Consider the following 15,599-nt stretch of genomic DNA (forward strand, 5'->3'; position numbering starts at 1 on the left):
GTGGCGCCGTCCGCACGAGCTCGCGGAGCGCGCGGGCAACGCCGTCCGAAGTGTTCGCCGGCCTTCTGAACTGCCGACCGGAGAACGTGGCCTTCGCCAGCAGCGCCACTCACGCCTACTCCACTGCGCTCTCGGCCATTCCGTTCGAGGCGGGCAGCGTCATCCTGACCACGCGCAACGACTTCATCTCCAACCAGATCGCGTTCCTGTCACTTCGAAAGCGTTTCGGCGTGCGCGTCGTGCACGCTCCGGACCTCCCCGAGGGAGGTGTCGACGTCTCCGCCATGGCCGACCTCATGCGGGAGCTCCGCCCGGCGCTCGTGGCAGCCACGCACATCCCCACCAACTCGGGGCTGGTGCAGCCGGTCGCGGAGATCGGCCGGCACGCCCGCGAGCTGGGCCTGCCCTACCTCGTCGATGCCTGCCAGTCGGTGGGGCAGCTACCCGTCGACGTCGAGGAGATCGGCTGCGACTTCCTCACATCCACGTGTCGCACGTTTCTGCGGGGTCCGCGCGGCTCCGGGTTCCTCTACGTCTCGGACCGGGTGCTCGGCTCCGGGCTCGAGCCTCTCTTCCTCGACATGTACGGTGCCCGCTGGACCTCCGCGGAGTCCTACACCCCGATGACGACGGCGCAGCGGTTCGAGGACTGGGAGTTCCCCTATGCCACCCTTCTCGGGTGCGCGGCAGCCGTCGCGTACGCCCGCGGGGTCGGACTCGACGTCATCGGGCGCCGCACGCCGGCCCTGGCAGCCGAGCTGCGTCGTCGGCTCGAGGGCACTCCGGGTCTCCGGCTCCTGGACCACGGCTCCGTCCTCGGGGGCATCGTCACGGTGGAGGTGGCCGGGTGGCAACCCGACGCCCTCAAGGCGGGGCTGGACGACGCGGGCATCAACTCGGCCCTGAGCCTCCGGCAGTTCGCCCAGTTCGACTTCAGCGACAAGCAGGTGGACTGGTGCGTCCGGCTCGCCCCGCACTACTACAACACCATTGACGAGGTGGACATCGTGGCCGACGTGATGCGCGGGCTCGCAGCCGAGCGGCAGTGAACCCGGCTCCGGATCTGGCTGTCCCCCATCGGCTTCTGGCCGAAAATCACTGGTAGCGTGCAGGGCCCGCCGTCCTAGACTGCGGATTCTCTACACGGACGGCGCGCTGCGGCGTCGCAGACCACAGGGGGTTGGACGTGACGAAACTTCGCTCTGCCGTGGCGCTCCTCGCGCTTGTGCTCTTTCCGCTCTTCGTCATCGCCCTCGTCGGCGGAGCGACCATCGGGGTGGTTGCCCTGGTGCAGGGAGGCCATAGCGGTCTGCCTGCGATCAAGTTCCTGCTCGTTCCCATCGTCTTCGCGATCTACTGGGCCATCAAGGACCTCAAGCGCGCTCCTGCTCAAGGGCCCGACGGCCCCGCTCTCACGAGAGACGAGCATCCCAGGCTGTGGTCCGAGATCGACCGGCTCGCCGCGATGGTGCACACGCGTGGCCCCGAGCGTGTCGTCCTGGCCCCTTATGTCAATGCCGCGGTCATGGAGATCGACCGCCGACGGGAGATGGTCATCGGCCTGCCCTTGCTCGCGAGTATGACGGTCGGACAGGTGCGGTCGGTGCTCGCACACGAGCTGGGACATTTCGCAGGAGGCGACACGGCTGCCGCCGCACGTGCCCGCGCGTGGCTCGTCACACTGCACCGGATCCGCGACAACGCCACGGGCCCGATGCGTTGGCTGCTCAACGCGTATGTCTGGTTCTACACGCGCGTGTCGGCCGCGGCCAGCCGAGACCTCGAGCGCGCTGCCGACGACTTCTCCGCCCGTGTGGCCGGTCCCGCCGTCGCCGCATCGGCGATGCGGCGACTCGCCGAGACGACTGTCGCGTGGACGGTCCTCAACGACAACTACGTGGCCCTGTTCAGACACGCTGGGGCGCGAGCATCTTTGGCGCAAGGGCTCAGCCACGTGCTCGATGCCAACCTTCCGGCCATCCGCGCAACCGTCGACCAGGAGTTGGCGGGAGAACGGCGCCAGGCGAACGACACGCATCCGACGACGCGGGAGCGGATCGCGACCTTCGAGACAATGCCGACCGCCGCGCCCCAGCTGAGCGGTGGCGATGAGCCCGCTCTCGCGCTCCTGTCCAGCCCCGCGTGGCTCCTCGAAGCCGAGGGCGAGCTGTTTGCGGACGACCTCGCGGTCGTCACGTGGGACGAGGTCGTCGCTCGGGCCGGCGCCGCCGCGGCGACCGCGAGCGCAGCAGAGATCACGCGTCATCTCGAGGCGCAAGGCGCGATCTCCGGTCGCCACCTCGGCGCGGCTCTCGGGCTGCTCGACGGCGATCCCGTGGGACGGGCACTGGGCTCGTGGTTCGCGCCGCAGGCCCAGACCGCCGAGCTCGCCCGGACGAACCGCGACATCCTGGGCACTCTGGTGGTGGCAAGCCTCGTCCAGGCCGGCATAGCCCGGCACGCGACCAACTGGAGTGGACCATGGCAGATAGTCAGGGAGGACGGAACGCTCCTGGACACCGAGTCAGTCGTCGCTGACGCCCTCACGGATCCAGATGGTGCAACCCGCCTGCGCGCTTGGCTCACGACACAGGGTGTTGACCTCGACAGCGACGCCGGCGAACCGACTCCGGAACGGGCTCGACTTCTCGCCGTCACCACGCTGATGACAGGCCCCTGGGAAGGGCGGCGCGATGGCTACTTCTACTCGACGGGCCTGCTGTTCCTCGATCCCGGCGACGAGGCGGTCTCCCGAATCCCGGGCGCGCAGAACCAGTCTCGTCAGCGAGAGCGAGTGACCGACACCGCCAGCCAGGGCTTGGAGCGGCTACGGGGGCTGTCGGGAGCACAGTGGTTCGACCGCGACGAGGTCACGGCCGCCCGGATCGCTGGCCTCGCCGACCCGAAGGTCACTCTGCGCCTCTCGAACGGCTCCGTCGTGCAGATGCGCGGCAAGAGCGACTCCTGGTCCTCCGAGGATGCCCATGCGGCGCTCCGAGACATTTTCGCGGACAAGCTGGTCGACAACGTCTGACCATCGCGAGGACGCGAGCTCTTGCGCCAGCTCGCGGGCGAGTGGAGTGATGCCGGTCGAGCGGGCGAAAGCGGCTACGAACCGACTCTCATCGCGCGAGCCTGTGACCTGTCATAGAGCCGAACGATGCGCTCGAAACTCGGTGGCATGCTGAGCGGCTCGTCCTCGGCGGGGTGGCCATCGACAAGGACAGAGTAGGTCGTGCCCTCGTCCTCCAGGTTCTCCACCACCACAACATCGTGCGTTCCGAACCTGTGCCGTTCGATGATCCTCATCGCAACCTCCCGGATGGGTGGATCCCTACATTCTCAGCGTGGGCCACCGTCGCAGGGCCGGCCAGTGCCAAAGGACCCGATTCAGTTCCCCCCCGGCCGTCAGCCGTGCGGGCCGCCGGACACGTAGAGGACCTGACCGGTCACGTAGCCCGAGCGCTCGTCCGCGAAGAAGTCCACCGCGTGGGCGATGTCGTCCACCGTTCCGAATCGCCGCACCGGCAAGGACTCCGCGGCGCGTCGGCGGTGCTCGTCGAGCGAGCGCCCAAGGACACGTGCCGTGTCCACCGTCATGGCAGTGTCCGTGAAGCCGGGCGCCACGGCGTTGACGGTGATTCCTTGTGGCCCGAGCTCCTGCGCCAGCGCCCGGGTGAACCCGTTCAGTCCGGACTTGGCCGCGATGTAGTTGGCGCGTCGCTCGCCGCCGAGGGCAGAGATGCTGGAGATGTTGACGATGCGACCCCATCTCGCCTGCTCCATGTAGGGACTGACCGCGCGCGACATGAGGAAGGATCCACGCAGGTGCACCCCGAGCACCGAGTCCCAGTCGTCCAGGCTCAGCTCGGACAGGTACCCATCCCGGGCAAAACCCGCGTTGTTCACCAGCACGGTCGGCGGGCCGAGCTCGTCGACCACCCGGGCGGTGGCCCGCGCGACGTCGTCAGCGTCAGCCACGTCTGCCCCCGCGGCGATCGCCGATCCCCCGGCAGCGCGGAGGCTCGACGCGACGTCGGCCGCGCCATCATCGTTGCGATCCAGCACTGCCACGGACCAGCCGCGGGCCGAGAGTCTTCGGGCGACCGCCTCACCGATGCCCTGCGCGGCGCCGGTGACGACCGCGACTCGGTCGTGACGCTCGGGGCCCGGGGACGTGGTCGGTGGCGCGTCGGACCCGGTCATCATTGCCTCCCTTGGCTGATTGTGGACGTGTTCTGCACACAGGTGTCGCCGCTCGATCATGGAGGTTCCGCGCATGATCTGCGCGGGAATTTCCGACCGTAGGGCGCGTGCCGCCGGGTGGACGCCCTCATCGATTGACAGGAGGGTCGAGCACGAGAGATCGCCCGATCGCCTTGACGAGCTGTCGAACTCCGGGTTCAGACGGTGGAGTAGCTCCGCGCGGTGACGAGGTGCTCGCCGTGCCGGTGCGCCCACTCGGCGACCGGTTCGAGGGCCTCGTTGAGTGCGACGCCCCGCTCCGTGAGCGAGTACTCGACGTGCAACGGGAAACCTCCCCGCTCGGCACGGCTCACGATCCCGTCACGCTGCAGCTCGCGGAGCTGGGAGGCAAGGACCTTCTCGGAGACCGGGCCGACCTCGCGACGGAGCTCCGCGAAGCGGCGCGCCCCTTGGGAGAGCACCCAGACGATGGTGGGCTTCCACTTGCTGCCGACAACGGAGAACGCGATGTTGACGCCGCAGGTCTCGTCCTGGACGACCATGGCCCGGCTCCTTACCTCGAGGTGCGTGCTGGGGAGAAAGTGCGTAATGGTCGGCGCGCGCCACCGCTGGCACCGTTGATGACATGAACGATGTGACGACACAACTTCATCCCCACCACACCACCGCCCCACGCCGTGTCACGGTCCTCGGCCTCGGAGCGATGGGCGCCGCTCTCGCGCGCGCCCTCGTGGCAGCCGAGCACGACGTCGTGGTGTGGAACCGTAGCCCGAAGGACCTCGCGAGACTTGGCCTGGAGGAAGCGCGCCCGGCGGCCGACCCAGCCGCAGCGGTCCGTGACGCCGACGTGGTGCTGGTCTGCGTCCTCGACCACCAGGCAAGCCGCAACGTTATCGAGCAGCTCGCCCCTGCCCTCTCTCCCCGAGTGCCTGTCGTCAACGTCTCCTCGGGGACTCCGGACCAGGCCGTCGAGTCAGCGGCCGCCGCCCAGGATCTCGGTGTCGACTACCTCACCGGAGCGATCATGGTCCCGGTGCCGCTCATCGGCACGGAGGACAACGTCGTGCTGTATGCGGGGCGAGGCGAGGCTCTCGCCGCGGCGCGGCCTGTTCTGGACAGCCTCGGCGGAACTGTCGACGTGCTGGGAGAGGACCACTCGTTGCCGCCGGTCCTCGACATGGCCATGCTCGATGTCTACTTCGCCGGCATGTACGCCTTCCTCCATTCGGCGGCGATGGTCCGTGCGCACGGGATCGAGCCGACTGCCTACCTGCCCTACGCGACCGGCCTCATGTCCACCCTCACGACATCGTTGCCGGGTCTGGCACAGGCCTACGAGTCGCACAAGTACGACGGCGGCGAGGCCACCATCGAGATGTGCCTGAGCTTCCTCAACCACATCGTCGCCACGAGTGAGGCCGCGGGGGTGGATGCCCGGCTGCCCCGTCTGGTCCGGGACGCCACCCTGGCGGAGGTCGACCGGAACCCACGAGGGATCGACTGGGACGTCGTGGCCGAGGGCCTCACCGACGCGCGTTGACCGCCGCGGGGTTGGCGAGCGTTGGGCCGACAACCCCGCAGACGTGGGTCAGTGCCCGCCGCCGAAGCCCAGGTCGGTCATCTCCTGCTCGGTGAGAGTGCCGTCGGAGTCCGCGGCGGCCTCGAACATCGGGAGATGGGCGGTCTCGGAGGCCCTGCGCAGGTTCGTCAGCACCCGTGTCAGGGAGGCGTCGGTCGTCTGGGTGAGCAGCGTGTCGTACCTCCTGATGTTGGCGATCTCATTGGCTACCCCAGCCTTTGCCGCGGCAATGAGGTCGCCCGGGGCTTGGAGCGTGCCCAGGTAGGCGTTGTCTGGCGCGTCGACCCCGAGCCTTTCCAGCTGCCGGGTGAGGGCGTCGGCGTGTCGCTGCTCTGCTGCCCTGATCGTGACGTAGGGCTCGAGATCGCCGTACTTGTCGATGACCGCCGCGTAGGTGGCCGGCTGAAAGTCGCAGCGGACTTGGCGAGGCACCCTCGGCCTGCCCGCCCTCCAACGAGCCGCCCATGCCGCGTCGAGCATCGGCCATCACCACGCGAGACCGCTGGGCCACAACGAGCGTGACGTTGTGGAACCCCACTGGAGCGAAAGCGAAGCTCGAGGTAGGACCGCGGGCACGGCGAAGCCGCCCGGAGAACCGGGCGGCCTCGCCGTCCACACAGCTGGTGCGGAGTTCGGGGGGTGGGGCGCCGGGGGGACGCCCCACCGGTGGTGTTCAGCTGGCGTCGTCGTCGAGCAGCGGGCAGTCTGCCGGGCGCTCGCCCGTCACGCCGTAGCCGGTGCCGTCACCGGGGCCCATCCCGGCTCCGCCGCCGGCCCTGCCCATCCGGGCCTGCCCCTGGCCCTTGGCCTGTCCCTTGCCGGCGCCGTTGCCGAGCCCGTTCGGGCGCTCGTCCGAGCCGCCCCAGCGGTTCATCTGGCCGGCGCCGTCCTGGGTGCCGAGGACCTTGCCGTCCGCGGCCGCCTGGAAGGCTGCGAGGTGGTGCTCCGAGCCCGCGAGGAGGTTGCCGAGCACGCGGTCGACGTCGGCCTCGGTGTGCTCGTTGATCGCGGACTTGAGGTCGGCGATGTCCGCCGTCTCGAGCTCGACGCCGACGTCGTAGGCCGCGTCGAGGGACACACTGCCGTCGGCGAGCCAGCCGTCGTAGAGCTTCTGGATCTCAGGGAAGGCGTACGTTCCCGCAGCCTTGCCCGCGGACGGGTCCGTCACGTCGTAGCGGTCGAGCAGGACGCCGACGGCGTCGAAGTGCCGGGCCTCGCTCCGGACGATGTTCTTGAACGGGGCGGCGTCGTCGTACTTGTCCGCGAAGGCCTGGTAGAGCTCGCGGGCCATCCGCTCCTCCTCGCGCATGAACTGCAGGTCCTTGGCGAGGTCGGCATCCGCAGCCGCAGCCACAGTCGTCGCCTCGGGCAGGACCTGTGCCTGCGCGGTGGCTGCGAAGAAGCCGCCACCGGCGAGCGCGACAGCGGCCGCCCAGCTCATCGTCTTCTTCAGGTTGGTGTTCATGGTCAGCTCCTTGCTGGATGTGGTTCGGTGGTGCGTCTGCTTCCACTACCGAGTCAACGGCACGGGCGTGAAGGGACGAGCGACGTGACTGTGAAGCCTCCGTGAAGGCGGCAAGCTGATGGGAGACGGCAGGAGCAGCACGCGCTTGCCTCGGCCGCCCGCTCATCGCCCCCGCCCGCTCATCCCCGCGCGCCCCTACGCCGTGGCGCCACCGTCGATCACGTGGTCGTGACCGACGACGTAGCTGGACTTCTCCGACGAGAGCCACAGGACAGCGTTGGCGACCTCCTGCGGGTCGGCAACCCTGCCCAGCGGCACGCTCGGGGCGATCCGAGCGTCACGCTGCTCTCGGCTCTCGCCCTGAAGGTAGGACATGGGGGTGTCGATCGGTCCTGGACTGATGGCGTTGACGCGCACCCCGTAGCGGATGTACTCCAGCGCTGCGGTCCGTGTCAGAAAGCTCACCCCCGCCTTGGAGGTCGAGTAGGCGCTCATGCCGGCGAGTCGCCAGTGGGCGCCGAGGTTCGAGGCCGTGTTGACGATGGCACCGCCGCCGTGTGCCGCCATGTGCGCGGTCTCGTGCTTGAGGGCAAGGAAGACGCCGGTGAGGTTGACGGAGATGACCCGGTTCCACACGTCCTCGTCGTGGTGGCCGACTGGCGTGCCCCCATCGAGGATGCCTGCGTTGTTGAAGGCGACATGCAAGCCGCCGTGTCGGGAGACCGCGGTGTCGACCATCGCCTTGACGCTCTCGGAGTCGGTCACGTCGACGACGACACCCGAGGCCGCGCCGCCCTGTGCCTGGATCTGCGCCACCGTCTCGTCGACGCCGGCCTGGTTGACGTCGGCCACGACGACGGTCGCACCTTGCTGAGCGAAGGCCAGCGACGTCGTGCGGCCCAGCACGCCACCGGCACCGGTGACCAGGACGACCTTGTCGGCGAACTGTGCATTCATGATGAGCTCCTCTTCGTTGGTGTTGTCCTTGCGTTGGTTTCGTCTGGGTGCGCGAGCCCGACGTCCCGCACCGGCCCTGGGTCCGCCTTGATCACGAGCGGGAATCGCCTCTCCCTGTCGCGCGCTGGAGCAGGATGAGCCCGGCGACCGCGGCCAGTGCGAGGGCCGCAGCTCCGAACCCGAAGGCGTAGCCGCCCGCGTCCCCCTCCGCCCCGCCCCCACGCCCTTCCGCGTGACTGGTGGCGAGTGGCACGAGGATGGCCAGGCCGACCGGGGGACCGATCTCCATGGCCGTGTTCACGATGCCGCCCACCAGGCCGGCGTCCCGGAGTGCGGTACCTCCCACGGCCCACACGGTCGCACCTGAGAAGGCGAGACCCGCGCCGACCGGGAAGAGCGTGATCCCCACCACGAGCAGCCCCCAGTAGGAGGAGTCGGCCTCGAGCGTGCTGAGCAACGCCATCCCGACCGCAGCCAGGACCAGACCGACGGCCGTGAGCCCTCCTCCTCCGAGCCTGCGCGCCGCTCGGCCGCCGGCGGCCCCGGCAAGCAGGACCGCGAGAACAGCCGGTAGGAAGGCGGCCGAGGTGCGCAGTGGCGGGTAGCCCAGCGTCGTCTGGAAGTAGAGCGAGAGCATGAAGAAGTACGCCGCCATCCCGGCTGCTGTCAGGCCGATGGCGAGCAGCGCCGCCAATCTGGGTCCCGACGCCAGCAGCGACGGCGGCACCAGTGGCGTTGCCGTCCGAGCTTGACGCGCCGCAAAGACGGACAGAATGACCAGGCCGCTTCCGATCAACCCCCAAGCCGACTCACCCAAGCCGACGGCGAAGGCGCTCAGCCCCGCAGTGACGAGCAGGGCTCCGGGCACGTCGAGTTGCACGGGCCGGTGGCCGGGGCCCGGGGGGAGGACGGGGACGCAGACGACGCTGATCGCGGCGATGATGGCTGGCAGGATGAAGAGCCAGCGCCAGTGGCCCCAGGACAGAATCACCCCGGACACGAGGTTGCCTGAACTAGCGCCGATGCTGGCCAGGACGCCCCACAATGCCAGGGCCCGGGTGCGCCGCGCTGGGTCCGGGAACACCGAGCTGAGCAGTGCCATCGCGGCCGGGGCCGCAAGGGCGGCCCCGACCCCCTGCGCGAAGCGTGCGGACGCCAGGACCCACAGCGTCTCGGCGGCCGCGGCGGCCAACGAAGCGCCGCCGAAGACAACTGCACCGGTGACGAAGATCGCCCGGTGACCGCGTAGGTCGGCGAGCCGACCTCCCAAGATGAGCAAGCCACCGAAGGACAGGCTGTACGCCGAGGTGGCGAGGACGAGCTGGGTGTCGGTCAGGCCCAGGTCTCGTTGGATCGCCGGCAGGGCCACCGTCATCACCGTGATGGCCGCGATCAAGGTGATCTGGACGGAAGCGAGGATCGCGAAGGACAGGCCTGGCCTCTCCGGTGCTGCCGAGCCGTGCAGTGAGGTGCTGTGAGAAGGCGAGGCCATAGGTGAGCGCATTCCAATCCGGACGTTGCACTCCGCAGCGCCCCTCCGGCAGGGGGACGAGTGCGACGCTAGCCAAACCAGAACGCTCGATCTAGTTAATTCCGTGAACAGCACCCAGGAGAGCAAGCCGCGCTTCACACAAACCGGTCCGATTATGGACCGCTCGGTCTAACCAATTTGATAGAGTGAGGCATGGCTCGGACCAAAGAATTCGATCCCGACCGCGTGCTCCAACGCGCCATGGAGCTGTTCTGGGAGCGCGGCTACGAGGCGACGTCGATGGCAGATCTCGTCACGCACCTGGGGATCGGCCGGGCCAGCCTCTACAGCACCTTCGGCAGCAAGCACGACCTGTACCTCGCCGCCCTGCGGAGGTATCTGCGCCACAGCGAGGCCGGCTTCGTCAGCGCTCTCGCCCAGCCGGGCCCGGCCCTGCCTGCCCTGCGCGCCTTTGTCCAGAGCTGGGTCACGGAAGCCCTCACCGACCCGCAGCACCGGGGCTGCTTCGTGGTCAATGCAGCGGTGGAGCTGTCGGGTCGGGACTCCGAGGTGGCTCGCCAGGTGGAGGCCAGCTGGAGCGTCGTCGAGACGGCGGTGCTCTCCTCGCTGCTCCGGGCTCAGGCACAGGGCGAGCTGGCAGCCGACAAGGACCCCCACGAGATCGCGCACTTCCTGCTCGTGGTGATGCAAGGCGTGCGGGTCATCGCACGTGCCGCACCGGAGGCAGCGCGGCTGGAAGCCACAGCCCGACTGGCCCTGGCCGCGCTGGAGTGATCGTCTCCGTCATGGGCCGGAGGCGGGCAGCAGGTGCGTGCGGACCTCGGGAGAGTGCGTGTCAGGCCTGAGGCCGAGGTCTCTGCCTCCCCAACGTCGCGGATCCCCTGCTCGGTGGACTCCCCTGCCGGCGGATCCACCGGCAGGGGGATCCCGGCGGCCAGGGGACTCCTTAGGCTGAGCCCGTGCACATGACGGTCGAGCAGGCGCCCAGTCGGCGCTCGGTGCCCGCCCGTGTCGCCGCGTGGTTCGGGGTCGACTCGGACTGGGTGCGCGTGCCTGTCGATGCGGCACGCACGCGCCGCATCGACGCCGCCATCGCTGCCGCCTTCCTCGTCGACGGGATGCTCGGGCTCGAGCTGCTGCGGAGCCTCGACGCACTCGGCAGCCCGCCGGGCCCCATCTGGCTGCAGCACGTCCTCGTCGCTGCCGGCACGATCCCGCTCGCCTGGCGACGCCGCTGGCCCCTCGCCGTGGCAGCGCTGCTGTCGCTGCATCTGCTCGTCGTCGGGATCGTGGCCCCCGGGATCATGGCGTCGATCACCATGCAGGTGGCCTACTTCTTCGCCATCTTCACCGGGGTGGCCTGGGCGAGGGACAGGCGAGCCATGCTCCTCGTCGTTGGCGTGATCCTGCTCGCCATGGCCGCTCTGATCGCGTGGCAGTTCGGCGTCGGCAGCGGTGTCTCGGAGATCCTGAAGCGCGAAGGCGAAACCCTCGAGGAGCAGGGCCTCTTCAGCCCGATCCCTGCCTACCTCGCCTACTCCGTCATCATCAACGTCCTCTACTTCGGCGGGGCGATCGTCGGGGGCCAGACCGCGTGGCGCGCCGCACAGCGCCGCGACCGCCTCGCCGAGCAGGCCCTCACCATCGAGCGGCAGGCCCACGACCTCAAGCGCCGGGCCGTCGTCGAGGAGCGGCTGCGGATCGCGCGCGAGCTGCACGACGTGGTGGCGCACCACGTGTCCGTCATCGGCATCCAGGCCTCAGCCGCCAGGCGGACGCTGCGGCGGGACCCGGACTCCGCCGAGAGCGCCCTCCGGGCGGTCGAGACGTCCTCGCGCGAGGGGGTGACCCAGATGCGTGCCCTGCTCGGGACGCTCCGCTCGGGCGACGAGCCCGAGAACCCCGACGACTCTCGTGCGCCCGAGCCCTCTCTGGCCGACGTCGTGGCCCTCACGGCGAGCGCCTCGACTCCGGGCCTCGAGGTCACGTATGACGTGGTCGAGAACCCATCCGGCGCCCTCGCCGACGTGCCCGCACCGGTCGGCCTGTCCCTCTATCGCACCGTCCAGGAGGCGCTCGCCAACGTGCGCCGCCACTCGACGGCCTCTGCTGCACGTGTGTCCGTGCGCGTCGAGCGCTCGCCCCAGCCGCACTTCGCCGAGGGCTACGCCGAGGTGGAGGTCGTCGACAACGGCCGCCCCCGCACGGGCACATCGGGTTCCGGCCTCGGTCTCCTCGGCGTGCGCGAGCGCCTCGCCACCCATGGCGGGGTGAGCGAGATCGGTCCCCGGGTGACGGGCGGCTACCGCGTCAGGGTCCGTATGCCGCTGGGTTCGCTTCCCGACGCGGACGCGGGGTCGCGCTCGTGATCCGGGTGCTCCTCGTCGACGACCAGCAGCTCGTCAGGTCGGGGTTCGCCCTCATCCTCGGGGTGGAGGGCGACATCGAGGTCGTCGGCGAGGCCGCGAACGGCCGGGAGGCCATCGATCTGGCGCTGCGTCTTCGCCCCGATGTCGTGCTCATGGACGTCCAGATGCCCGTCATGGACGGCATCGCGGCCACGCGCGAGATCGTCGATGCCAACACCGCGAAGGTACTCATCCTGACGACGTTCGACCGGGACGACTACGTCTTCGCCGGCCTGGAGGCAGGCGCGAGCGGCTTCCTGCTCAAGAACTCCGACCCGGACCATCTCGTCGAGGGTGTCCGCACGGTCGCGGACGGCCATGCGCTCCTCGCGCCCGAGGTGACCAGACGGGTCATCGCCCAGCTCACCGGGTCGTCCGCCGCGCGGCGGGCACCTCGCGACGCGCAGGTGCTGGTCACGTCGCAGCAACGGGACGCCCGACTCGACGTGCTCACCCCTCGCGAGCTCGAGGTCCTCACCCTGGTCGGGCGCGGTCTGTCCAACGGCGAGATCGCGGGCGAGCTCTTCCTCGGCGAGGCGACCATCAAGACGCACCTGTCCAACGTCTTCGCCAAGCTCCACCTGCGCGACCGGGTCCAGGCAGTCCTGCTCGCCTTCGAGACCGGCCTGGTCCAACCGGGCGAGTAGGGCGCGCGGCCCGACTGCGGGCGCTCCCCCACGGGGCGGACCACGGGTTCCCACTGGGGTGTGATCCGGCCGGGGCGCCGGAACCCTAGCGTGGGGGCATGGACAGAAATGGACAGCCCACGGGGGACGGTGGCGACCTCGAGCTGCGCGTGCTCACCCGACAGTTCGGCGACCACCGTGCGGTCGACCGAGTCAGCTTCGAGGTGCCGGGCGGCACGCTCACCGGCTTCGTGGGGAGCAACGGGGCCGGCAAGACGACGACGATGCGGATGATCATGGGCGTCCTGTCCGTGACGAGCGGAGAGGTGCTCTGGCGCGGACGCCCGGTCACTCGGGAGGACCGCCGGGAGTTCGGCTACATGCCCGAGGAGCGGGGTCTCTATCCCAAGCAGCCGATCCTCGACCAACTCGTCTATCTCGGCAGACTGCGTGGGATGACGGCGGCGGGCGCGAAGGCGACCGTGCTCGAGCACCTCGAGCTGCTCGGACTGGCAGAGCGGGCGAAGGACCATGTCGAGAAGCTCTCGCTGGGCAACCAGCAGCGCGTCCAGATCATCGCCGCGCTCATGGGCCATCCCCAGGCCCTCGTCCTCGACGAGCCCTTCAGCGGCCTGGACCCCGTCGCCGTCGATGGCATGGCCGACCTCCTGCGCGCCCACACGGCCCGGGGTGTGCCCGTCCTCTTCTCCTCGCATCAGCTCGACCTCGTGGAGCGGCTGTGTGAGCGGCTCGTCATCCTCAAGCAGGGCCGGGTCGTCGCGGCCGGGACTCCCGACGACCTCCGAGCCAGCTCGATCGTGCGTCAACGCCTCGTCCTGTCCGGCGACGCCGGCTGGGTCCGCGACGTGCCCGGCGTCCACGTCGTCGACGTCGACGGGCGCTCAGCCCTGCTGGAGGTCGTGGAGCCCGAGGCCGAGCAACGGCTCCTCACCACCGCCGTGAGTCGAGGCAGTCTCCGCCAGTACTCGCCCGAGCGGCCGACCCTCGCGCAGATCTACCGAGAGGTGACGGAGTGACGACGACCCAGCCCCAGCGCACGGACACCCACGTGGGGAAGCCAGCTCGGCGGCATACGGAATCGGTCACGGCCCCTTGGGCGCTCGTGGCGCTCCGCGAGATCCAGGTCCGCGTGGTCAACCGGACGTTCCTCGTCTCGACGCTCCTCACAGTGCTGTTCATCGGCGGTTTCGCCGGGTTCCAGGTGTGGCAGGCGTCGCAGGCATCGACGCACACCATCGCCGTCACCGGCGCCCAAGGGACCGCCATCGTCGACGCGGCCCACGGTCTCGCGCGCGAGCTGGACGACAAGGTGTCGATCAGGGCCACAGCCGTGGACGGCGACGTGGGGGCCCGTGTCGCCCTCGAGGAGGAGCGCGCGGAGGCCTGGTTGCACGACGGACCCTCCGGCTGGGTCCTCACCTCGACGGATGACCTCGACCTCATCGTGACGACAGCGCTGCAGCAGGCCGTGCGCGACGAGGCCATCGCCACCAATGCCGCCGCCGCCGGCACGACCTACGAGGAGATGACGCGAGGGACGGAGCTGTCCACCGACCGACTCGACGGCGGAACCGACTCGGATGCGCTGCAGGGCGCGACCTTCGCCTTCGCCCTCCTCTTCTTCTTCGCGGCCATGACGTTCGGGCTGCAGATCGCCGGCAGCGTCATCGTGGAGAAGGAGTCACGGCTCGTCGAGATCCTCGCGACGGCAATCCCGCTGCGGCAGCTCCTCGCTGGCAAGGTCATCGGGAACTCGGTGATCGCGCTCGCCCAGGTCGTCCTCTACTGCATCATCGGCGTCGTGGCCCTGTCGTTCACCGACGCATCGACGATGCTGCCGTTCCTCACCTCTGCAGTGGGCTGGTTCGTGGCCTTCTTCGCGGTCGGCTTCCTCGCCATGGCCTGCCTCTACGCCGTGGGCGGCGCACTCGCCTCGCGCAACGAGGACCTCCAGAGCACGACGTCGCCGATGACGATGGTGGTCATGCTCGTCTACTTCGCCAGCTTCGGGCTGAGCGGCACCGCACTGCAGGTCGCGTCGTTCGTGCCCATCGTGTCGGTGGTGAGCATGCCGGCCCGGGTCCTCGCCGGCGAGGCCGCCTGGTGGGAGCCGGTCGTCGCGCTCGTCATCCTCGCCGGCTTTGCTGCCGGGTGCATCGCCATCGGCGAACGGGTCTATCGACGATCGCTCCTCCAGACCGGCGGCAAGCTCACCTGGCGGCAAGGTCTGAAGGCAGTGGAGTGACGTCAATCGTCGAGCCGGCGCCTGCTCAGGCGGGCTCGGAGGACTCGTCGACGGCATCGTGCTGCACCAGGTCCTCCAGTGGCATCACATGGTCAGCAACGTCGAGGACGCTCCGATGACGACGCTGGCGGGGCTCGAGATGAACACGCTCGCGGACGGCCTTCTTCCACGTCGCCACGTGGTTCCTCGTCCTCGCCGCCGTGATCACCGTGGTGAGGAGCTGGCAGCAGAGGCAGCTCACGCCGAGCTGGGCTTCCAGCTCGGGCTGATGGCGATGGGCTGGGGCGTCTTCAACGTCGTCGAGGGCCTCGACGACCACCTCCTCCTTGGGTCCACCACGTCCGCGATGACCTCGGGGACGGCTGTCGTGGGACGTCGGCGTCCTCGCCTTCGCGAACTGCTCATCGTCGGAGGATGACCCGTTTACCGGCGCGGCGTGGTGGCGCTGCAGGGGAGCACCGGCGAGATACCGTGAAACCCCGACTCACCAAGGAGATCACCACATGATCGGCTTCATCGTCGCAGGACTGATCATCGGAGCGTTGGCCAGGCTCATCAAGCCCGGCAAGCAGAACCTCAGCCTGCTGATGACGCTGCTGC

Annotated in this window: 15 protein-coding genes and 1 pseudogene; 9 read left to right on the plus strand and 7 right to left on the minus strand. The window is 69.4% G+C overall.

Annotated elements, in window-relative coordinates; genetic code table 11:
* A partial coding sequence (locus tag LOY02_RS12455) for an aminotransferase class V-fold PLP-dependent enzyme (protein WP_317182680.1) occupies positions 1–1,049 on the plus strand: 1,049 nt, incomplete at its 5' end.
* A gap of 137 nt (positions 1,050–1,186) precedes the next feature.
* A complete protein-coding gene (locus LOY02_RS12460) occupies positions 1,187–3,034 on the plus strand; it encodes a M48 family metallopeptidase (RefSeq protein ID WP_317182681.1) in 1,848 nt (615 codons plus the stop codon).
* 74 nt (positions 3,035–3,108) lie between these two features.
* On the opposite strand, the gene LOY02_RS12465 is transcribed toward LOY02_RS12460, so the two are convergent.
* From LOY02_RS12465 to LOY02_RS12475, 3 genes are all read right to left on the minus strand, one after another.
* A complete protein-coding gene (locus LOY02_RS12465; RefSeq protein WP_317182682.1) occupies positions 3,109–3,309 on the minus strand; it encodes a hypothetical protein in 201 nt (66 codons plus the stop codon).
* Between the two features lie 99 nt (positions 3,310–3,408).
* Positions 3,409–4,206, minus strand: a complete 798-nt coding sequence (locus tag LOY02_RS12470) for a 3-oxoacyl-ACP reductase FabG (protein WP_317182683.1) — start codon at positions 4,204–4,206, stop codon at positions 3,409–3,411.
* 197 nt (positions 4,207–4,403) lie between these two features.
* Positions 4,404–4,748, minus strand: a complete 345-nt coding sequence (locus tag LOY02_RS12475) for a helix-turn-helix domain-containing protein (RefSeq protein ID WP_317182684.1) — start codon at positions 4,746–4,748, stop codon at positions 4,404–4,406.
* 83 nt (positions 4,749–4,831) lie between these two features.
* Between LOY02_RS12475 and LOY02_RS12480 the strand changes: the two genes are divergently transcribed.
* Entirely contained in the window at positions 4,832–5,746 is a 915-nt protein-coding gene (locus LOY02_RS12480) for an NAD(P)-binding domain-containing protein (RefSeq protein ID WP_317182685.1), read from the plus strand.
* Positions 5,747–5,794: 48 nt separating this feature from the next.
* Here the strand turns inward: LOY02_RS12480 and LOY02_RS12485 are convergent, their stop codons facing one another.
* The 4 genes from LOY02_RS12485 to LOY02_RS12500 form a co-directional block, all read right to left on the minus strand.
* Entirely contained in the window at positions 5,795–6,217 is a 423-nt protein-coding gene (locus tag LOY02_RS12485) for a hypothetical protein (RefSeq protein WP_317182686.1), read from the minus strand.
* A gap of 241 nt (positions 6,218–6,458) precedes the next feature.
* Positions 6,459–7,250 (minus strand): DUF2202 domain-containing protein, encoded by a 792-nt coding sequence (locus LOY02_RS12490; RefSeq protein WP_317182687.1) that lies wholly within the window; start codon positions 7,248–7,250, stop codon positions 6,459–6,461.
* A gap of 195 nt (positions 7,251–7,445) precedes the next feature.
* On the minus strand, positions 7,446–8,207 hold the full coding sequence (locus LOY02_RS12495) for an SDR family NAD(P)-dependent oxidoreductase (protein WP_317182688.1): 762 nt from the start codon (positions 8,205–8,207) through the stop codon (positions 7,446–7,448).
* Between the two features lie 91 nt (positions 8,208–8,298).
* On the minus strand, positions 8,299–9,699 hold the full coding sequence (locus tag LOY02_RS12500) for an MFS transporter (protein ID WP_317182689.1): 1,401 nt from the start codon (positions 9,697–9,699) through the stop codon (positions 8,299–8,301).
* A gap of 192 nt (positions 9,700–9,891) precedes the next feature.
* Between LOY02_RS12500 and LOY02_RS12505 the strand changes: the two genes are divergently transcribed.
* From LOY02_RS12505 to LOY02_RS12530, 6 genes and pseudogenes are all read left to right on the plus strand, one after another.
* A complete protein-coding gene (locus LOY02_RS12505; RefSeq protein WP_317182690.1) occupies positions 9,892–10,473 on the plus strand; it encodes a TetR/AcrR family transcriptional regulator in 582 nt (193 codons plus the stop codon).
* 191 nt (positions 10,474–10,664) lie between these two features.
* A complete protein-coding gene (locus LOY02_RS12510; RefSeq protein WP_317182694.1) occupies positions 10,665–12,068 on the plus strand; it encodes a sensor histidine kinase in 1,404 nt (467 codons plus the stop codon).
* The gene (locus tag LOY02_RS12515) at positions 12,065–12,754 is read left to right on the plus strand and encodes a response regulator transcription factor (protein ID WP_317182691.1); all 690 of its coding nucleotides are present in this window, start codon (positions 12,065–12,067) and stop codon (positions 12,752–12,754) included. The genes LOY02_RS12510 and LOY02_RS12515 overlap by 4 nt, the downstream gene beginning before the upstream one ends.
* A 98-nt stretch (positions 12,755–12,852) precedes the next feature.
* Positions 12,853–13,770: an ABC transporter ATP-binding protein gene (locus LOY02_RS12520; RefSeq protein ID WP_317182692.1), complete on the plus strand. Its 918-nt coding sequence runs from the start codon at positions 12,853–12,855 to the stop codon at positions 13,768–13,770.
* Positions 13,767–14,999, plus strand: a complete 1,233-nt coding sequence (locus LOY02_RS12525; protein WP_317182693.1) for an ABC transporter permease — start codon at positions 13,767–13,769, stop codon at positions 14,997–14,999. Before LOY02_RS12520 ends, LOY02_RS12525 begins: the two co-directional genes overlap by 4 nt.
* Before the next feature lie 43 nt (positions 15,000–15,042).
* A pseudogene (locus tag LOY02_RS12530) lies at positions 15,043–15,417 on the plus strand (DUF2243 domain-containing protein); the annotation flags it as partial.
* Positions 15,418–15,599: the final 182 nt, after the last annotated feature.

It is taken from the genome of Intrasporangium sp. (assembly GCF_032907665.1).
In the GTDB taxonomy this organism is placed as follows: domain Bacteria; phylum Actinomycetota; class Actinomycetes; order Actinomycetales; family Dermatophilaceae; genus Intrasporangium.